The 20,469-nt window shown below is 45.3% G+C and carries 20 protein-coding genes; 4 read left to right on the top strand and 16 right to left on the bottom strand.

All coding sequences use genetic code 11. The annotated features are described in order from the left end of the window. Nucleotides 1–25 precede the first annotated feature (25 nt). The gene (locus AAC033_RS03185) at nt 26–625 is read left to right on the top strand and encodes a TetR/AcrR family transcriptional regulator (protein WP_339735312.1); all 600 of its coding nucleotides are present in this window, start codon (nt 26–28) and stop codon (nt 623–625) included. Here AAC033_RS03185 and AAC033_RS03180 read toward each other — a convergent pair. The 16 genes from AAC033_RS03180 to AAC033_RS03105 form a co-directional block, all read right to left on the bottom strand. Further along, entirely contained in the window at nt 622–1,833 is a 1,212-nt protein-coding gene (locus AAC033_RS03180; protein WP_339735310.1) for an FtsX-like permease family protein, read from the bottom strand. The two genes, AAC033_RS03185 and AAC033_RS03180, sit on opposite strands and share 4 nt — an antisense overlap. Further along, the gene (locus tag AAC033_RS03175; RefSeq protein ID WP_339735308.1) at nt 1,834–2,658 is read right to left on the bottom strand and encodes a class I SAM-dependent methyltransferase; all 825 of its coding nucleotides are present in this window, start codon (nt 2,656–2,658) and stop codon (nt 1,834–1,836) included. Nucleotides 2,659–2,660: 2 nt separating this feature from the next. Then, the gene (rbfA, locus tag AAC033_RS03170) at nt 2,661–2,999 is read right to left on the bottom strand and encodes a 30S ribosome-binding factor RbfA (protein ID WP_339735306.1); all 339 of its coding nucleotides are present in this window, start codon (nt 2,997–2,999) and stop codon (nt 2,661–2,663) included. A gap of 468 nt (nt 3,000–3,467) precedes the next feature. Further along, nucleotides 3,468–3,764: a hypothetical protein gene (locus AAC033_RS03165; RefSeq protein WP_339735386.1), complete on the bottom strand. Its 297-nt coding sequence runs from the start codon at nt 3,762–3,764 to the stop codon at nt 3,468–3,470. A 72-nt stretch (nt 3,765–3,836) separates the two neighbouring features. Next, nucleotides 3,837–4,133, bottom strand: coding sequence for a hypothetical protein (locus tag AAC033_RS03160; RefSeq protein WP_339735303.1), 297 nt, complete (start codon nt 4,131–4,133; stop codon nt 3,837–3,839). Nucleotides 4,134–4,354: 221 nt separating this feature from the next. Continuing rightward, nucleotides 4,355–6,304, bottom strand: a complete 1,950-nt coding sequence (locus AAC033_RS03155) for a hypothetical protein (RefSeq protein WP_339735301.1) — start codon at nt 6,302–6,304, stop codon at nt 4,355–4,357. Between the two features lie 28 nt (nt 6,305–6,332). Continuing rightward, nucleotides 6,333–9,086, bottom strand: coding sequence for a TonB-dependent receptor (locus AAC033_RS03150; RefSeq protein WP_339735299.1), 2,754 nt, complete (start codon nt 9,084–9,086; stop codon nt 6,333–6,335). 369 nt (nt 9,087–9,455) lie between these two features. Continuing rightward, nucleotides 9,456–11,228: an ATP-binding protein gene (locus AAC033_RS03145; protein WP_339735297.1), complete on the bottom strand. Its 1,773-nt coding sequence runs from the start codon at nt 11,226–11,228 to the stop codon at nt 9,456–9,458. Between the two features lie 35 nt (nt 11,229–11,263). After that, nucleotides 11,264–11,941 carry a response regulator transcription factor gene (locus AAC033_RS03140; RefSeq protein ID WP_339735295.1) on the bottom strand — a complete coding sequence of 226 codons (678 nt, stop codon included), beginning with the start codon at nt 11,939–11,941 and terminating at the stop codon, nt 11,264–11,266. Between the two features lie 3 nt (nt 11,942–11,944). Then, the gene (locus tag AAC033_RS03135) at nt 11,945–12,631 is read right to left on the bottom strand and encodes a PhoU domain-containing protein (protein ID WP_339735293.1); all 687 of its coding nucleotides are present in this window, start codon (nt 12,629–12,631) and stop codon (nt 11,945–11,947) included. Between the two features lie 21 nt (nt 12,632–12,652). After that, nucleotides 12,653–13,435 carry a phosphate ABC transporter ATP-binding protein PstB gene (gene pstB / locus AAC033_RS03130; RefSeq protein ID WP_339735290.1) on the bottom strand — a complete coding sequence of 261 codons (783 nt, stop codon included), beginning with the start codon at nt 13,433–13,435 and terminating at the stop codon, nt 12,653–12,655. 3 nt (nt 13,436–13,438) lie between these two features. Then, on the bottom strand, nt 13,439–14,326 hold the full coding sequence (gene pstA / locus AAC033_RS03125) for a phosphate ABC transporter permease PstA (RefSeq protein ID WP_339735288.1): 888 nt from the start codon (nt 14,324–14,326) through the stop codon (nt 13,439–13,441). Nucleotides 14,327–14,332: 6 nt separating this feature from the next. Continuing rightward, on the bottom strand, nt 14,333–15,184 hold the full coding sequence (gene pstC / locus AAC033_RS03120; RefSeq protein ID WP_339735286.1) for a phosphate ABC transporter permease subunit PstC: 852 nt from the start codon (nt 15,182–15,184) through the stop codon (nt 14,333–14,335). 63 nt (nt 15,185–15,247) lie between these two features. Next, nucleotides 15,248–16,315, bottom strand: coding sequence for a phosphate ABC transporter substrate-binding protein PstS (gene pstS, locus AAC033_RS03115; RefSeq protein ID WP_339735284.1), 1,068 nt, complete (start codon nt 16,313–16,315; stop codon nt 15,248–15,250). A gap of 16 nt (nt 16,316–16,331) precedes the next feature. Further along, on the bottom strand, nt 16,332–17,315 hold the full coding sequence (locus AAC033_RS03110) for a hypothetical protein (RefSeq protein ID WP_339735282.1): 984 nt from the start codon (nt 17,313–17,315) through the stop codon (nt 16,332–16,334). Nucleotides 17,316–17,622: 307 nt separating this feature from the next. Further along, entirely contained in the window at nt 17,623–18,333 is a 711-nt protein-coding gene (locus tag AAC033_RS03105; RefSeq protein ID WP_339735280.1) for an SIMPL domain-containing protein, read from the bottom strand. A 489-nt stretch (nt 18,334–18,822) separates the two neighbouring features. On the opposite strand from AAC033_RS03105, the gene AAC033_RS03100 reads away from it, so the two are divergent. From AAC033_RS03100 to AAC033_RS03090, 3 genes are all read left to right on the top strand, one after another. Beyond that, nucleotides 18,823–19,329 carry a CHRD domain-containing protein gene (locus AAC033_RS03100; RefSeq protein WP_339735278.1) on the top strand — a complete coding sequence of 169 codons (507 nt, stop codon included), beginning with the start codon at nt 18,823–18,825 and terminating at the stop codon, nt 19,327–19,329. An 80-nt stretch (nt 19,330–19,409) separates the two neighbouring features. Further along, a complete protein-coding gene (locus tag AAC033_RS03095; RefSeq protein ID WP_339735276.1) occupies nt 19,410–19,796 on the top strand; it encodes a hypothetical protein in 387 nt (128 codons plus the stop codon). A 110-nt stretch (nt 19,797–19,906) separates the two neighbouring features. After that, nucleotides 19,907–20,464, top strand: a complete 558-nt coding sequence (locus tag AAC033_RS03090) for a YceI family protein (RefSeq protein ID WP_339735274.1) — start codon at nt 19,907–19,909, stop codon at nt 20,462–20,464. The last annotated feature ends 5 nt before the right edge of the window (nt 20,465–20,469 follow it).

The raw sequence follows: 20,469 nt of genomic DNA, 5'->3' as shown, positions 1-20,469 counted from the left end.
TTAAAAAAATAGAAGCAAAATGGTCATGAATAGTCAGAACGGCGCGAACAAACGAGATGCCAACCGCGAAAATATTTTGAAGATTGCTCAGGACATCTTCAGCAAATACGGTTATAAAAAAACAACGCTCGACGATATCGCCAATGCTGTTCGTAAAGGAAAAAGTTCATTGTACTACTATTTCGACAGCAAAGAAGATCTTTTTCAGGCTGTTATCATGAAAGAAGTGGATGTGCTACGTCGCGAACTGGAAAAAGTAGTTCTTAGGAATACCGACCCGGTTGAAAAACTGCGCGAATACATTCTTACTAAACTCACGACCTACCGCGGGCTGGCCAATTTTTACCATGCGCTTGAGAACGACGTAACCGCCATTGAATTCATCGACAACATCAAAGACAAATACGACCAGGAAGAAATCCGGATGATCAAACGGATTTTGATTGAAGGTGTCCGGAAAAATGAGTTCGAAATTTACGATTTCACCTTGGCGGCCATTGGAATTACCACAGCCATCAAAGGACTGGAAATGCCGATGTCTGCCGGAAATTACGGAGCCGTGAACCTGGAAAAAGGTGTCGATAATATTCTGAAAATTCTCTGCTACGGGATTATGAAACGCTAAGTCAAATCCGAAGAAATACTACGAACCGGGTACCAAGCTGCGAAAAAGCCAATGCAAAGCACAATTAAAAAGGTTGCGGACACATCAATCAGTTGCAAATCGACCGGATAGGCTGACAATGCAAATGACCCGTCTCCTGGAAGTTTCAGAAGCTCAAATCGGGACTGGGCCCATACCAGCACAACACCAAGAATTAATCCGCCAACGGCTCCGGAAAACGAAACCAGCCAGCCTTCGAAAAGAAAAATTTGCCGAACCAGTTTCTTGTTCGCTCCCATGCTTCCGAGTATTTTAATGTCGTCTTTTTTGTCGATAATAATCATGGTGAGCGAGCCCAGCAGGTTGAAAGAGGCAATCACCAGGATAAAGCTCAAAATTAGAAAGCTCGACCACTTTTCCGAACGCATCACCCGGTACAGAAATTCGTGCTGCTCATAGCGATCCTGAACAAGGAATTGCGCTCCCAAAAGCTTCTGAACACTGGCTTTTATCCGTGACACATCATCCTGATCATCCACTTTCAGCTCCAGCGAAGTCAGCCGCCCTTCCAGCTCAAAAAGCGAGCGGGCGAAATCCAAAGGCACCAGAATATACTTGCTGTCGATTTCCTGCTCAACTGAAAAAGATCCCGATGGGAAAACGTGCCCACGATTCAACGACTGGTCGATATTAATCGTGCTTCTAAAATCCCGTCGGGGAACATTGACATAGATTGGGCTCACAAACGACAAGCCAACAGACAATTCATACCGCACCCCTTCGCCGATGACCGCATAGTTTTGCGATCCCTTTTTCAGAAAGAACTCCCCGTCAATCATCACTGAATCCAATCCCGAAAACTCAGCATAATCGGTGGCCACACCTTTTACGACGGCATATTTCAAGCGGCCCTCGTAACTTAACAGGGCGTTCTCCTCCACCACTTCAGCATAACTAACGACTCCCGTCAATTGCTTGACGGAATCAAAATCGGCATCGTCCAGCGAAAAACTCTTGCCTTGGACAGCCGTTATTTTTAAGTCAGGATCGAAGTTGGAAAGCATGCCCTCAATAAAGGAGTCAATCCCGTTAAAAGCTGAAAGAACGACAATCAGCGCCATGGTACCGATCGCCACACCCACCACCGAAATGGCCGAAATCAGGTTGACAATGTTGGCTGATTTCCGTGATACCAAGTAACGGCGTGCTATGTAAAAGGCGAGTTTCAACTATTTATAGGCTTTAACAATCAATCCGGTTCCGGTGGTGTGCGTATTGCTGACATCCAGATAATTCAACACGGCGCAAAGTGGAAAGACCAGCAAATAATAGAAAGGCAGCAGAATAAAAAACAGCTTACTGGCTCCCAGCATTAAAATCGGATATTTCATCGATAAACGCCACGAAATCTTTCCGGGAGCACCATAAGAGTAGCGCACTTCCACCCGGCTAAATCCGGCCGCTTTCAGCTTTTTCTCTATCTCTCCAATGTTGTAGCCGTCACGCACATGCTCGTCAATAAAGCCGTGCACACCACCCGCTTCATGATCGTGATCATGCGCATCGGACCCACCCTGATCCGATGGAGTTGAAATGAGCAGTACGCCACCTTTTTTCATCGAGTGGAAAAAGTTTTCAAATACCTTGGTGTCTTCTTCTATATGCTCCATTACATCAATGGAAAGCACCAAATCGTAGGTTTCAGGGTTGGTATATTTGGTCAGATCGGCATATTGAAAACTCACCTGGTCTGACTTACCTGTTTGCTCGAAAAACTGGTTGCAGTCAGCAATCTGTTCGGGTTTAATATCGGCCGCAACAATTTTTGATTCCGGAAAAAGCTTCGACATCCGATAGGTGTATTGGCCAAAACCGGAGCCGGCATCCAAAATTACAGGCTTGCTCAAGCCATTCCTTTTCAGCTTTCGCAACTCCTTTCGGATATGCCACGAGCGCAGCAACAGCCAATCGAGCAGGCGATAAAATATTTTTCTCAAGAAAGGATGCCGGTTAAACACCCTCCCCAAAGAACGCTTGATGGGATCGTACTGCATGCTTACGTATTTAAGAGGCGATCAATGTTATCGATGTAGTCCAAGCTGTCGTCAATGTAAAACTCCAGTTCAGGAATCACACGTAACTGCTTGCCTACCCTGCGTCCCAGCATGCCCCGGATTTTCGGATTGGCGATCCGGATCTGTTTCAGCACTTCCTTGCGCTCTTCGGTTGGGAAAATACTAACATACGATTTGGCCAAAGCCAGATCGGGTGTGACCCGTACAATGGTTACACTGATCATCTTCCCCATAAACAGGGTTCGGCTTTCTTTCTGAAAAATATCAGCCAGTTCTTTTTGCAGCAGCCGGCTTATTTTTTGTTGACGTGTTGATTCCATGCGAATTGAATTTCCGGCAAAGTTACCAAAAATCCAATAGCCTTAAGGCATGCTGTCAAACGAATTCGTCGCTCCAGCTTTTTTAAGCACGAAGCCACCACGTTGATGAGGACGAATGAAAGCATGAGCTAGTCATTAGGGCTACTCCATACCCAGCAGATGCAAAACTTGCAGCTTACAGCTATCCAACCATCAAAACTGGTGGCTCAAACCAATCCCCAATGTTCTTCCCGGACTGATGAAGATATTGAGCTGATCTTCAGCCTGGTAGGACTAACAGTAGGTTTCCATTGTGCTGTCCAGAAGGTTGGACACCTTCAGCTCGATGGCTGTGTTTTGATCTTTCCCGATCTTTTTATTCAGGCTGTGAAATGGCTTGATGTAGATATCGCGGAAAAGCCCGGTGCTGGTCATGTCGATCTGAGATTCCACCACGGTCGGGTTACCGCTCAGGTTGAAATTGTTCCATTAAGGGGCAATAAAATCCAGGTCTTTTCTGAATTCCACTTCTACCCAAAACAATTGGCCATCGCCCGCATTTCGTGTTTGGTATTCGGTACTTGTTTGCTGTTCCGGTATGCACACCAATTCAGTGGGATCATCAAATCTCTTGTAGAAAGCACTTACTGAGAAGATCTGGCCTCTTTGTAAAAACATCTCCCAGCGAAGGTCCAGATGATCAATCCGTGTTTCAGTCAGGTTGCCGTCCCAATCGGAGTAAGTAAACAAGCTGCCATTAAAAGTTCGGTTTGAAATAGCATCCAGAATCTGGGCAAACGACAGTTCCTTAAACGAAGGCCTTGCGATAGTCCGTGAATAGGAAGCTTAAATCATTGCTCACCCATCTTCAATGCCTAACATCCTACCTATTTGTTCATCGGGAAGCATGATATCACCCTGGAATATTCTTACTTCATCATAATCAGTAAGAGCAATCATTCTTTCCACTAATCCATAGGCTATTAACAAACCAGGCTCCGGAGAACAAACCTCTGTTAGGCAATCGCAAATGTCTGTTTCAACATCTACTTCAATATTTACTTCAGAAAAATCTAATGGTCTCACTTCATTCTCCTGGCAAGCTTGAAAAACCACGATAACCATCAATAGGCGAATTAAAGTTACTTTTTTCATGTTTTCGAGTTCATCTCAAATACATAATCAAACCGTTAAAAAAGACGGGGAAATGCTCAAAGTTTGACTAAACTTCCAGAAACTATCAACATGATCAGTGAAGACCAGCTATTTGTGATTCAAGTAAAAAGCCCCAGTTCCAACGAACTGGGGCTTTACAGATTTACGGGAATTGAAGCTTGATTAAACTTCAATATGGTGATGATGTTTATTTAGATCGCTTATAAACTTGCTTCAATCCAGCTCCACGCTGAAATATCGACTTTTGTACCCGCATCATAGGTCGCAGTTGGATCGGCATCCACGCCATCGATTTTCACATTCGACAGGGCGCCACCATCTTTCATATCAATGTTGGTTTCGTAGCCTTCTAAATAAAGGTTGGTAATGGTTGCACCGGACTCTAACTTGAACTGTAATGCCGTACCTCCAACCGTTGAAATCGCGGTTACGTTTGCAAACTGGGGGTTGTTGTTTACCTTATCGGCTTCGAAAGCTGTAGAGAAGCCTGCAATGGTGTGTGAAATATAAGTGTTGGTCACGCCACCGCTCCAGCCTTCGGTCCAGTCAACTGCATCATCCTCGTTGTTTTCCAGGTAAATATTGGTAACGGAAGCGGTGCCTCCGAAGAACTCAACACCATCGTCGGAACCGTTGATTACGGCAATATTTTCGAGGGTGGTGCCCGAACCTACGGCGTAGAGTGACACCCCGTTGTATTGTGACTCAGAATTAATCTGGGCACCTGTACCTTTAATGACCAGGTAAGTGACCGAACCCGAGTTGTCGCCATCTTCCGTTCCTCCGTAAATGAAACCGCCTACTTCGGCTTCCGCATCTACGCCGGCTGTTGTTGTCGCTTTGCCGCATATGGTTAAACCTCCCCAGTCGCCCGGAGAACCTAAGTCAGAAGCAATAACAACGGGTTCTTCTGCCGTACCGTCGATAAAGATTTGTCCGCCTTTCAATACGGCGATGTACACTTCTGTACCGCCGGCATCAGCATGGATTTTTGTTCCGGCGGGAATGGTCAACGAAGCGCCGTCCTGCACAATGTACGAACCTGTCAAGCGGTAGGCTTTTGAAGCATCTAAAGTAACATCGGCGGTTACGTCACCCTCCAGGGTAACCACTTCGGCCAGCTCCGCATCTACCCAGCTCCAAGCGCTAGGGTCAACTGTCGCCTCAGCATTATAGCTTCTCGAAGGATCGGCAGCTTCACCATCAATGATAACATTCGACAGCGGGCCATCGTCTTTCATATCAATACTGGTGGCATAGCCGCTCAAGGATAATCCGGTGATGGTAGCGCCAGATTGCAGTTTGAACTGCAACGCTGTCCCGCCAACCGTTGATACCGCGGTCAGGTTGACAATCTTTGGATTGGCATTGTCTTTATCCGCCTCAACAACAGTTGAGAAACCGGCAATGGTGTGTTCCACATAGGCGTTGGTTACCGTGCCGTTCCATCCTTCCGTCCAGTCGATGGCATCGTCTTCGTTATTCTGCAAAAATAAGTTGGTGACCGAAACGGTACCTCCAAAGAACTCCACACCGTCGTCGGAACCGTTGATCACTGCTACGTTTTCAACCGTTGTTCCAGACCCTACCGCATAGAACGAAACACCATTGTACTGCGACTCCGCATTAATTTGGGCTCCGGTGCCAATGATGACCAGGTTTGAAATGGTTCCTGAGTTGTCACTGTCGTCAGATCCTCCGTAGATGAATCCACCAACTTCAGCCTCTGCATTAACGCCGGCTGTCGTTGTTGCATTACCACAAATGGTTAAACCACCCCAGTCGCCGGGATTTCCATTTGCTGAGGACATCACCACCGGGCTGCTTTCGGTACCCATAATCTCAATGTCGCCCCCTTGAAGGACGGCAATGTAAACATCGGTTCCTCCGTTATCTGCAACAATGTTTGTTCCGGCAGGAATGGTCAAAGTAACTCCTTCGGCCACGATAAAGGAACCAGTCAGTTGATAAGACATGGATGCATTAAGGGCGTAGTCTTCCATTAGTTCACCCTCCATAACACCGCTTTCCAGTGCTTCAATGACATCGTCGACCGGAACGGGCGTTGGATCATCATCGTCGTTACATCCGGTAAATACTGCAGTTGCCAGTAGTGCAAGACCTAAAAATTTAATTGTTCTCTTTTTCATTTTTTTCAATTTTATAAAACATGATCGTTTAATGACTATTCAAGTTTATTTTCAATCCCAAGGTAAGCTCAATGCCTTTTCGGTACGAGCTGACCGTGGCGGTATACGGGTCCCCGTTCAGGGGCTTGATATTCTGGGTCTGTTCTAGTTTTGGATTCAGCAGGTTTCTACCTGAGAACGTCAGTGCAATTGCGCGGCTGAACTTTTTACTGATCACAAGGTCTACCGCCGCAAAACCTTTTTCAATGATTTCACTATTGAATAAGGTGGCACTATTTTGAAAATCCTCGGGAGCTCCGAGCGCCAGTATTTTATCGGACGAATAATTGCCGGTAAGCGTAGCCATAAACTCATTTTCTTTATTATTTGAGAAACTCAAAGTACCGTTCAAAATGAAGTCAGACGCGCCCTGCAATTCGGTTTCCGTTACATTATTGTATTGGAACTCTTCAAGCAGATCCTGATTGAACCACATCTTTGTGGCATTTAGAATTAAGTTGAGTTCAGGCATAGCGCTACTCTCAGCCGCCAGCAAACTCAGTCTTGTTTCAAATTCAAATCCATACACATCGGCCCGATCACCTGTATTCTCGTAGATGAAATTACCGGATGAACCTCTTGTTTGCGCCAAGTTGATCGGATCATTAATTTGCTTGTAGAAACCTGTAAGCGATACCAATTCTTTAGTGCCCAGGAATAGCTCCCATTTCAAATCCAGATTGTAATTTTCCGAATGCTGAAGCTCCGGATTTCCCTTGGTTACCCGACCTGTTGGTGAAACATATTCAAAGGGAGACAATTCTTTAAATTCGGGCAGCGTAATGGTTTTGCTGGCTGCAAGACGCAAGGAATTTTTTTCAGATAGCTGATATTTCAAATTTAAGGCAGGAAGAATATTGGTGTATTCATTGGCAATTGAACCGGCTCGGCCCACGTAGTTAGCCACATCCCACTCCACATCAATTTGATCCATTTCGTAACGTGCACCAACCGTTCCGCTCAATTTATCCAAGTTGAAATCAGCATTCAAATAACCGGCATACACCTTTAAGTCAGCCTGGTAAAGATCGGGTCTGGCTTCCCTCAGAACAAGTTCCCGCGTGTTATATTTGCTTAAATCCAGAAATGCTTCGTCCAAATGATCGATGGATCGAACCTGGGCATCCTTTGCCCTCACCCCAACAAACAAAGACTCAAAATCCCGTTTTTTCATCCGGAAGTTTGTGCCATAATTCAGCTTCAACTTCTTTTGCCCCGCATTGATTAAACGAAGTTCATCGTTCAGGAAACCATTGATTTCACTATCCTCAATAAACTGGTGAGATTTTCGCTGTTGAAAATCGCCTACGTAGGCAAAGCGAACACTATTTTCAGCCACTGTATGAACCTGGTTGCGAATCCGGTTGGGTTCGTCAGAATTCACAATATTGTAAGCCACAGCCCACTTGAGCGTATTGTTGTCGCTTAGCTTGTGTGTTGCAAGCAGTTGATTAACATACAGCTGAGTCAGTTTCAGATTCTGATCCCGAACAAATGCGGCGGAATCTTGCGGCAGCTGATCGTAAATGTACCCTTCGCCGTTGCGTCCTGCTTCATACAGTTGATCGGTGGTTTTAAATACAACCAGGCTATTGAAGCTCAAACTGTGATCTTCACTGAAATCATAGGCGAGGTTCAGTAGACCTGTCGAATTCATTTTGGTTAAAAATGTTTCCGCATCGGTAAACGAATCAGTCAATACATTGGAACGGTATTTCTGGTAATCCCCCTTCTGGTGTTCACTGGCGTTTTCGTGCTCCAATGTTGCAAAGACCTTCAAATCATTGTCAAAGAGCCTGAATTTCTTACCCCCGGTGAACGACAAGCCGTAGCCTAGCGGAAATTTCCGGGTTTCTGTATTCCAACTCTGATACTTTACAGCATCGGATGTGGTATAGGGGCGGTCGTAAAATCCAAAACTCACATCATTCCAGTTTTGCGTGGTTCTAAATCCGTTCCACAAGCCCTCTTTCAAAATATTGGTGTTTGCCTTTGCCGAAACGCCAATGGAAAGCTTATTGCTGAACGTTTTGGAGCTCACATTGACCGTGCCTGAAGACTGGTCGGCATAGGAGGCCACGGAGAAGGTCTTGTCAATTCCCACATTTTCAATAATATCAACCGAAAACAGGTTCAAGTCAATATTCTTTTTCTCCACATCGTCCGATGGAATTGGCAGGCCGTTCATGGTGGTGGTCAGATAGCGGTCACCCAATCCGCGAACGTAAACATCGCCTGAACTTTCATTCCGAGTGACGCCCGAAATTTTTGCCGTGGCAGACGCGGCATTCGAAACACCCATGCTGGACATTCGGTTTGAGCCAATGCTTTCTTTAATGCCCGAGGCTTCTTTCTGATCCAGCAATAGCATTGCTTCGGATTCGCGGTTAGCCTTGGCGACAACCCTTACATCGCCGAGCTCAACCGTTGACTCGCCCAACTGAAAGTGAATTTCCACTATCCCACCAGCCTCGATTGCTACATTCTCCCTATTTTTCGTCTCATACGATATGTAAGAACACCTCACCCGGTAAGTTCCTGCTGGAACTTGCTCCAGCACGTAGTTTCCGTCAAAATCGGTGGTTGTTCCAAGGCTTGTGCCTTCCAGATAAATTGTTGCTCCAATCAAAGTTTCATTGGTCTTGATATCAACAACGGTTCCTTTTATCGCACCAGTTTGTGCCGAAGCAAAAACCAGCGTGTTTGCCAGTAAACAAAACAAGAGTAATCTTTTTAATCCCATAAATCTGTTCTCAATTATTCAGCTAAAATTCAACCGCTTGCCGCTGAGTTTTTAGCATTGTCTGCTATTCATGACTGACAGGGGTAGATGCTGCCGGAATCGTTTCCGACCTTTGTCATGTGCCTGGTTTGGCACGCATCCTCTGAGCTGTTGTCGTTTCATTTTCGCAATCAATCGGTTTATTTTTCGGAAGCTAAGTACGGGTAATCGTGTTACAACTTGATTAAAGTTTGGCTACGCTTGGATTACATTTGGATAACAAGGATTATAATAATTGTCTGATAAACAACACAACAAACCCCGGTCAAATGATGACCGGGGTTTGCTTATATGATTACAATTCAATTAATAAGGGAAAAATCTGGCTGCTTAACCTTTAGCCAGAGAAAACAGGAATTCAAGTCCACCTTCGGGCTTGTTACGTACCGAGATTTCACCTTTATGCAGCTGGACCGCATTTTTCACAATGGATAAACCCAATCCGGTTCCGCCATTTTCGCGCGTGCGGCCTTCGTCGGCCCGGTAGAATCGCTCGAAAATCCGCGGCAGATGCTCCTCTGCAATTCCTTTTCCGGTATCGGAGTAGCTCAAGTAATAGAATTTTTCGTCTTCGAGATACTGCTTAATCAGGATATTCGTGTTCTCTCCGGCATAATTAACCGAGTTTTCGATGAAGTTCTGGAAAATAGACGACAACAAACTGTCGTTTCCATACACCATTACCTTGTCGCTTACCGAAAGCTGAACCAGCATATTTTTCTCGTTTAACCGCGACTCCAGGTTTTCAATCACGTCGTTGATCAGCGGCCGCAGGTGAACCTTTTTGAACTCGAACAAATCGCCGGCGTCTTCAATATTATTCAACAGCGAAATATCATTGAGCAGCGAGTTCAGGCGTTCACTTTGAACAAAGGCCCGCTCGATAAAATAGTTCAGTTTCTCCTTAGGCAGGTTCTTGTTGTTCAAAATCGTCTCCAGGTAACCTTTCACTGAAGCCAGCGGCGTTTTCAGCTCATGGGCAATATTCGACGTGAGCTGTTGTTTCAGCAGGCGGCGCTTCTCGGGACGGGTGATATCACTAATCAATACTTCAAAACTTTTATCAGGAAAAACGATGCTTTGAACGTTGAAATACTTTTCATTTTTGGAGATTGTGATTGAAAACTGCGGTAAGTCCTTGGGATTAATAACGTAATCAGCACGCAGGTACTTTTCAATTTGAACAATCAGGGGCTGAAATTCCTCGATCTCAAAGAGCTTTTCGGCCGAAACCGATGAACGTTCTGAAATGAGGTTGATGTATTGAATGAAATGGCTGTTAGCCAGTATCTTTTCTCTATCTGGAAGGAAAAATGCGATTCCTTCATTCAGGGCATTCAGGTGATTGAACAGCCGCTCTTTCTCAGTCGTTAAATCCTCCTTGGTTTTTCGCAGCCGGTTGTAAATTTGAACAATCTGCCGGCGAATATCGCCAAACTCCGAGTCGGCGAAACCTAAATTCGGGTCAATATCTTCATTGTTTCCGGCCCGAACGGCAAAATCACGCAAACGATCAACAAACTCGCCCAACCGGTTCGTCACAACCGACAACAGAATCCACATCATGAGGAACAGGGCAATCATGAAGAAAATAAATACGCGTTCAGTCTTCAGAAAATCCCTCACCTCAATGTTGTAAATCACCGCACATCGAACAAAATAATCGTCGTAAAAGCGGGCAAAGTAGTAAAAATCCTGCCCTGTCGTGGCCGAATGCCGGATGTTTCCGCCGGTTCCGGAATACAGGGCTTTTTGCACTTCAGGACGAAACAGGTGGTTTTCCATCTCTTCGGCTTCCGGTACAAAACTATCATACAACACCTTGCCTTTGACATCAATCACCGTCACGCGGATATTACTTTCCGGGATCAGGTATTTTACCGTATCCAGCCGGGCAAAGTTCTGCTCCGGAATAATCGCGTAATGCTCGATGTACCGGTGCGTAAAACCAGCAATATTGTCGAGCGTATTTTCCAGCTGGTCCGTCCGGTATCGCTTTTCGCGGTTGAACTGGAAAGCCAGAATCGCGATCATGAAAAAGGTGAAGGCAGCAAAAAAATAGATGAAAATGCGCTGCTTGTAAGTTCGTCGTTTAAGTATCACGGTTTTATGTTTTAAATTCCAAATTCCAAAGGCCCTTACTCAAAGCAATATCCATAACCAGAGCGGCCTTTGATGGCAGCTCCATATTCCCCTATCTTCTTCCGCAACCGCGCAATGTTAACATCCACATTCCGTTCGGTTACAATGACATCGTCGCTCCAAATACGGGTCAAAATCTCATCGCGCGAGATATATTTGCCCCGATTCTTCATCAACAAAACCAGGATTTCAAATTCCTTGCGGGTTAGTTTTACCAGCTCATCATCAATGGTAGCCGACTTGCGGTTAATATCGAGCTGTAAGCCACCAATCTCCAGTATTGTTGATGGCTTTTTTGTGGTGGTTCCACGTTTCAAAACGGCTTTAATGCGCACCACCACTTCCTTGATCGAAAAAGGCTTCACGATATAGTCGTCGCCCCCCACATTGAATCCGGTCAACAAATCATTCTCTGAACCTTTGGCCGTCAAAAAAATAATCGGAACATCCAGCTCCTTTTCCTTGCGCAGGATATCGGCCATTTTATAGCCCGACATGCCGCCCATCATCACATCAAGCAAAATGAGGTGATAATTCTCCAGCGGTAAGCCTAAAGCTTCTTCAGCCGAGCAGGCCACATCAATTTCGAACCCCTCGCTCGACAGGTTGAACTGCAGGATTTCGCGCAGGTCTTTTTCATCGTCAACAACCAGTATTTTCGGTGTATAATCCATGACTTACTTGTCAATTTTATGGTGACGGATGTCCTTTCCCTCAATCGAATAAATCGCCGCTTCGGCAATGTTGGTAGCATGATCCGCAATGCGTTCAATGTTCGACATCATTTCCTTAATGGTTACAATGCTCATCAACAAATGCTTATTGCTTTCGGCCGTTTCGGTTTTGGCCAGAATCTTTTTCAACAGTTTATGATTGATCTCGTCAAAAACCACATCATTTTTTATGGTCCAAATAGCAAACTCCCGGTCGTCATTCAGATACGAAAGCAGCGATTTGCGAACCATCTTAATGCTCTGAATGGTCATGGTAGAAAGCACTTCCTTCAACCGGTCATAGACTTCGGGTGTTTTAATTTTCTTGATGAAATTGGTAACATTCAACACAATATCACCAATCCGTTCCAGGCTCAAAATGATCCGGTAACAAGCCATAATCCATCTTAAATCAGAAGCTACCGGCTTGTAAAGCACGATAGCATTCACGATCTTATCGCTTAGTTTGACTTCTCGCTTGTCAATGTCTTTCTCGTTTTGCAGGATTCTCTTCAAAACATCGTCGGGAACTGAAATTTCACCCGAAATGACGACCTGTTCCATAAGGTCAAGCTGTTCCAGCACCAGGTTGGCCAATTCCTCAAAATCAGCCTGGATATGATTAATTGCGTCGTCTTTTTTAATGGTCATAATTTGAATTTTTACCGATTGTTAACCAAACTTACCCGTTAAGTACTCTTCTGTTCTCGGATCAATGGGGTTGGTAAACATGTTTTTAGTTTTACCATACTCAACCAACTCCCCAAGATACATAAATAATGAATAATCAGAGATGCGTGCAGCCTGCGACATGTTGTGCGTGACCAGCACAATGGTGTAGTGCTCTTTCAGCTTGACCAGAAGGTCTTCAATTTTTGAAGTCGCGATGGGGTCAAGCGCCGAGGTGGGTTCGTCCATCAAGACTACTTCGGGGCTGAACGCCAGCGCCCGTGCTATGCATAAACGCTGCTGTTGTCCACCGGACAAGAAGGTGCCTTTTTTGAATAGCGAATCCTTCACTTCATCCCACAGCGCTACATCACGTAGCGAACGTTCAACAATCTCATCCCGCTCCTGCTTTTTGGTGCGGATGCCGTTGAGCTTGTAGCCGGCAATCACGTTGTCGTAAATGCTCATGGTCGGAAACGGGTTTGGGCGTTGAAAAACCATGCCCATGTGCCGCCGAAGCTTGATGGCCGGCATATCGTAAATATTCTTCCCGTTGAGCAATGCCTCCCCTTCGGTCGTAATATTTTCATACAACTCATGCATGCGGTTCAAAGCCCGCAGCAAGGTACTCTTACCACAACCCGAGGGCCCCATAATGGCAGTAACCGTATTTTTCTTTATTTCGACTGAAACATTCTTCGCCGCATAATTCTTGTCGTAGGCAACTGATAAATCCTTCAACGACAAGATCGGGTTCTTTACTTCAGCAATGGTATTTGTAGTCATGTTCTATCGTCTTTTGGCGGCAATTTGTTTCGAGACCAAATTCAGTACTAGAATCATTGCCATCAACAGCAATGACGAGCTCCAGATCAGGCCAATCATGTTAGGATCGTTGTAAAATTCCCAGATTAGCAAGGGAATGGCGCTTGTGGGCTTGGTCATGTCCAGGTTAATCATGGAACTTCCCAACGCCGTTAACATCAGCGGAGCGGTTTCCCCCAAGATTCGGGAAATACCAAGCAAAATACCCGTGAGCAAACCGCTAAAACCTGTTGGAATCAACACCCGCAAAATGACTTTATGATAGGGAACACCCAGTGCCAGCGCAGCTTCTTTCAGGCTTTCGGGAATCATTTTCAGGGTTTCTTCGGTTGAACGAACAATCATGGGAAGCATCATAATCGACAGGGAAACGCTTCCGGCCAAAGCCGAAAAGCCCATGGTAATGTGTTTGACAACCCACAAGTAAGAGATCAATCCGAGTACAATGGACGGTACGCCCTGCAAAATATCGGAAATATCACGGGTTAGATTAGCCATAAAGCTTCCCTGGTTTTCGTAGAGGTAAATACCCGTTAGAATCCCAACAGGGATAGCCAGTGCCGAAGCCAGAACCACCATCAACAAAGTACCCACAATACCGTTGGCAATACCTCCGGGAATCAGCTCTCCGTTGGCAACGGCAGTCATCGCTTCAAAGGTGTCGGGCGTATTTTCGATCAGAAAGTCGAGACTGATTTGCCGGTAGCCTTCCACCACCAGTTTCCAAATAATCAGAACGATCGGCGAAATGGTGATCAGCGAAAGTACAATCACCAGGCCAAGAATAAGCTTGTCCTTGAGCATCCTTCCGGATGAGTGATCCTGACTTTTCAGTATATCGATGGATTCCATAGCTACTTAGTTCATCTTTTTAATAATCAACTTGCCGATGGCGTTGATCACGCCGGTCATCAGAAACAGCAGCAGTCCGATCGCAATCAGTGAACTGAGTTTGAGCCCGTCAGCTTCGCCAAACTGGTTGGCAATCACACTGGCCATGGTGTTTCCGGTGTCAAACAAACTGTCGGGGACCAGGTTGGTATTTCCAATCAGCATGGTCACGGCCATGGTTTCGCCCAAAGCCCTTCCAAAAGAAAGAATGTATCCGGCCACGATTCCGGATCGCGCTGCCGGAATGGTTACCGTGGTAATCACTTCCAGCCGTGTGGCGCCCAGCGAGTAGGCCGCTTCCTTCAGATCATTCGGCACCATACTGATGATCTCATTGCTCAACGATGTGGCATACGGAATAATCATGATCGCCAAAATCAGGCTGGCCGTAAAAATTCCGAAGCCTTGTCCGCCAAAACCCAGGTCGATGAGCAAAGGACGCAGCACATAAAAACCCCACAAGCCATAAACGATCGAAGGAATGCCGGCTAACAAGTCAACCAGTATACCCAATAGTCTGGCAACCCGCGTGCCCCTGAAATATTCACCCAAAAAAAGTGAGGCGGAAAAAGAAAGCGGTAGCGAAATCAGCAAGGCGGCAAACGAGGTAATTAATGTTCCGACAATAAATGGTAACGCGCCATATTTTTCGCGTCCGTAAGTGGGATCCCACTCCCCGGAAATGATAAACTGCAATCCAAAGGCTTTGAAAGAAGGTAACGACCCTCCCACCAGCGAATACAGCATGCCGGCAGCCAGCAGCAGAATCAGAATTGAAACGGAAAATAAGACGGCTTTGGTGACTTTGTCGCTGTTCATTTGTTGCCTTTTCTTACTCAGCGGGCAACTTTAGATCACCCGCTGAGTAAAGCTTAAATCAGTTTATTCTCTCAAAAGTGCTTCACCGTTGTAAGTCACACTGCGAAGGATGGCTTTCGCTTTTTCAACAGTGGCATCAGGCAGCGGAGCGTAGTTCACCTTGGCAGCTTGAGCCTGTGCATCTTCACTAACCAACCAGTCAAGAAACTCAACTGTTCCGCGGGCCAAAGCCTCCGAACGACCATCGTACGCCTGCTCCTTATACAAAATGATCCAGGTAAATCCGCTGATTGGATAAGCCGTTGGATAAGATGAATTGGTCACCATTACCCGTGTGTCGGCAGGAATCTCACCTTGAGCGGCAGCACTAATGCTTTCAATGCTCGGCTCAATGTATTCGCCACTGCTGTTTTGAACTTTGGCGGTTTGAATCTTTTGGGCAAAGGCAAATTCAGAACCGATATAGCCAATGGCACCTTCGGTTTGGCTAATGGTTCCGGCAACGCCCGGATTTCCTTTGGCTCCCATACCTACCGGCCATTTCAGAGACTTTCCGGTTCCCACTTCATTAGCCCATTTTTGGCTGACTTTGCTCATATAGTCACTGAAAATATGGGTGGTTCCGCTACCATCCGAGCGATGCACAAACAAGATTTCCAGATCGGGAAGGGCTACTCCTTCGTTGTTGCTTTTCAAAGCCGGATCGTTCCAACGGGTGATCTCGCCCATGAATATTTTTTCCAACAGAATATCTGATAGTTTCAGTTCGTCCACTCCCGGCAAGTTATAAGCGATAACTACCGCGCCCATGCAGGTTGGAATGTGAACCACTTCGGCTGGCATTTCCTCCAATTGAGCGTCATTCAAGTATGCATCGGTAGCTCCAAAATCAACTACTTTATCTTTCAAGCTACGAATACCGCCACCAGATCCAATGCCTCCATAGGTGACCTGAACGCCGGTTTCTTTCGTATAATCTTTAAACACCAAATTGTAGTATGGCAAAGGAAATGTTGCTCCTGCAGCTGTCAAGCTCACGGAACTACCTTCGGATTCTCCCGCCTTCTTGGCGGAGTTTTGACAGGCACTAAAAAGAACCACGACCAAAACAAGGGATAGCAATGTTTTCATGTTTTTCATTTATAAATTAAAATCTGATTTCACAATTTAAATAGAGACTGGAGCTAATGGGCTGACCTGCGTCATCCGGACTCCAACCTTTATATCTTGGGGCCAGTTTCACTCCCTTCACCGGGGCAAACTCGAGCCCGGCAATAAAGACCTGCCCATCGTTTGAAAGGTTCCAGGCTTCGGTTTCCCCCACCAGGGTATTTGAATAAAGTTTGTCGTAGCGGGCAAACAGCTTGACTTTTTTGGCCAAATGATAAGTGGCATAAAACGACACACCGCTCCAGTCCTGATCTTCCTGAAAGCGCCAGTTGAACTGCTTGTTGTATTCGGCACCCAACCGAAACTGATCGGCTTCGTAACCTATGAAGGTAGCCAAAGAGGACTGCGTGTGTTCTTTGGAGCTAAAATCATAGTACACCCGACCCGTCAATTTTTTCACTGGAGTAAGCGTCACGCCAAAGCCGGTCCGGAACACACTGTCATTCTGTAGTTTTTTATAGCCTTCGCCATTGGAAACAATCACATCGGCCGAAATGACCTCTGAAAATTGGTAAGCCACGCTCACCCCCAGATCGGCGCTCGAATTGAATCCAAATTCATCTTGAAGCGATTTCTCATGATAGCGATAGCCCCAGTTGTCCTCCTGGATTTTAAACTGGTTGGTTGCAATCAAACCAAAATTTACGTCCAACCCATTCTTGCGGTAGCGCAAAAAGGCATTTTTCACATAGGCTGTCATTTGCAGGCTGCCAACACCTGGATTACCTACATCAAGCACGGCGGCTCCAAATAATTCCTTACTAAACTGGTGCTGATACCCCAAGTAGACCCGGGTAAGCTCGAAAGCCGAGGCGGTTTCTCCATCCGAAAAGGTGCTGTGGTAATTACTGAAAATTCTCATCGTTGGTCTCCCACCCGGTTTAAATTCATCTGTTGTTTGGGCCAGGCCCACTAAAGTCATGCAAAACACGACTAACGTTGTTACGCCAATACGTTTCATATACTTAAGATTGATAAAAAATTAGTTATTCCTCTCATGGAATTCAATGGCAAATGAATACCTAAAACATTACAGTGGGATTAACAAATTATTACAAAACGATTAATTAAACTGTTTGTCCTATACTTGCCAATCGCCAAACAAGCTTTAAATTCCTATCCGACAAACAGATAATGAAAATTACAAAACAATTACAGCTCCCCGTTTTTATAACAAATGATTACAAAACCATAAAAAAATCCCGTCCAATAAAGAACGGGATTCTGACCACATAGGTTTCGCATTAGAACGCATAAAATGAGTCCAATTAATCTTGTAAAAAGTAATCGATGGTTGATACGACCCGCACAATTTTGATATGCGGACTGTTTTGATCGCGATCGGTTATGGTGAACAGTCCCTGACGCGCGGTCTTGATCTTTCCAACTTTCGAATCAGAGTCTTTAGCGAACTTTTCAGCCACTTCACGCGCATTCATAGTTGCCTCTTCAATCATCGAAGGCTTAATTTCATTCAGCTTGGTAAAAATAAATTCGATGGGCTGCCAGGTATTCTTCGATCCAATCAAAACGCCTTTCGAGATCAGTTCAAGCGATCCGGAAAGAGCCGTTTGAAGCTTATCAATGTCACTGGTTCGAACCGTGAACTCCGTTTTTACTACATATCGGTATTGGCGGTTGTCCATGTTTCCTCCATACATTTGGGCGCGGGCATCTTCAATATTGGTCGAGCCCATGCTCAACTCTTCTCGGTTAAAACCTTGATCCAGAAAAAACTGCTGCACCTCGGCCTTTTGCCTTTCAATATCGGTCTTCAGCAATTTGAGATCATTGCCGGTCAGCGTGATTTGAATTGGCCAAACGGCTAAATCGGCCTCCACTTCGCGTTCCGACAGACCTTTTACCTCTACATGCCGATTATATTTGATCGAATTTTTGTGCATATTGCCCACAAAATACCCGGCAATTACCAAAGCTGCTGACACCATTGCCACTGATAACCATCCTGTTTTTTCCATGTTTCTGCTTTTTAATTGTTTTTAAAAATTAAAGCCAAACCGAAACTCGATCGCCCGGCTTGCTTTGAGTACCCAAATTAAGAAAATTTGTTGGCCTATAAACAAAAAACATGACAAATAAACCGGACACCAGCTGCATCATAAAAAGCACACCCTTTGCTATTGGGAGTAGCAAATCAGACTGTTCGAGACAATTCCACTTTAACAGACTCCAATGACCATTCTAATTCTTCTCCCGATTTACCCTTCCCCTATCTGTCAGGAGAAAAATCTGGCTGTTTTCGGCAGTTGCCGAATTCAGGCTGGAACAATCAGATTTTTGAATATGTCACGGCAGAATTAAAAAATAAAAGACAAAAATGTATTTTTTAAGGCAGCGTTTCAATTTTCCCTCCCGTATTCATTAATAGAAGCGACTGTATAAACGGTTTGACTCTTCATTTCAGAGTCACGTTAACAGCATTTAATAACCCATTAAAATTCAGCGTTATGAAAACAATCAATTATTTATCTAAGAAAAAAACAAGTTGGATGGCCGTTTTGATGATCTTGTTCTTTGTTGGACTGACCTCCTGCGGCGATGATTCGGATACGGAGGAGATGGTCGACATGAAGGTCAACTACGCCGGCGATTTTGTCAAAGCTAATAACGAGGTGATGACAAGCGCCACCGGCTCTGCCACTGCCACTTACGATCCGGCTACGATGGAGCTCTCCTATTCAGCAAGCTATTCTGGCCTGGGATCTAACGTTGCAAACATGCACTTTCACAATGACGGTCCGGTAATGGTGGGCATCCCAGGTTTCGCGGAAAGCACTGGAGGGTCGGTGTCGGGGAAAGTTACCCTCACCTCACAACAAGCCAGCGATCTTGCAGCAGGACAAATCTACATTCAAATTCATACGGTAGACTATCCGGGTGGTGAAGTGATTGCCACATTAACAAAAAGTAGCAGCTCTTCAACCAACACAGGCGGAAACGGTGGTGGTTATTGACAAAAGAAAGCATCAGTTCCGGTTGAATCCCGGATCTGAGCTTATTGAAAAATAATGAATAAACAAAAAGTTATTCCCCGATGAAAAAAACAAGTTATTTAATTTTAGTCACCGGCATCATCCTTCTTTATGGTTGTAGCAACGAAGCCGACGAAATGTTACCGGAGGAAGACCCAAAGCAGGAAGAAGACTGCGTGCCTCAATTTCCTGATATGGATGTTACCTACAACAATTATGTGAAAAGCGTTGTGGATCAATACTGCATCAGTTGTCACCACACCGGCAATTCGAGCGGCCCGGGTGATTTTACAAACTACAATGGACTGCTGACATATGCCACGGGAAATTCATTTTACGCCCGCGTAATTCAAGATGGCGCCGACATGCCACAAGGTACGGCGCCACTACCAAAGGCAATTCGCGATTCGCTCAACGTTTGGATCCAAAATTGTGCACCACTGAATTAGGACTTCGAGCTCGTGAAACAAGCAATGGAAAGTCTTTACGCAAAGGGGATTATTGCGGGTAAATTCCATCCGCCAACTGGCGGACCATGGAAAACAAATAATTTAATCATATGAAATTTGTATGGACATCTGCTTTTTTTCTATTAACCAATCTGTTTACCCAGGCGCAGGTTCTGACCTCGGAGGATGTCAGCTTAAGCTTTTTTTCGGATGCTCCAATTGAGGATATTACTGCCGAAAGCCACACCGGCGTTTCGGCCCTGAATGTTGAGTCAAAGTCAATCTATTTCAAGGTGGCGATCCGCTCTTTTCAATTCAGAAAAAGCCTGATGCAGGAACATTTTAACGAAAACTACATGGAAAGCCACAAATATCCCCATGCCGAGTTTAAAGGACAACTCACGAGTGAGGTTGATTTTTCGGCCGCCGGAACCTATCCCGTAAACGTGGAAGGCGAGCTCACCATTCACAATGTAACCAAAAGCTACCGTGTGAATGGCGAACTGAGGGTAACAAAACAGGCCGTTGAGGCACAGGCAACGTTTTTGGTAAAATTGGTCGATCATCAAATAAAAATTCCACGTCTGCTGATTAAGAACATTGCAGAGGTGGTAGAAGTAAGCGTTGCTGCTAAATATGAATCCGATGATTTGAAAATCGTAAAATGAAATCG

The sequence above is a fragment of the uncultured Sunxiuqinia sp. genome (assembly GCF_963974515.1).
Taxonomy (GTDB): Bacteria; Bacteroidota; Bacteroidia; order Bacteroidales; family Prolixibacteraceae; genus Sunxiuqinia.
The sequence above is the reverse complement of the archived record's forward strand: the minus strand, read 5'-3'. Positions and strand labels throughout refer to the sequence as shown.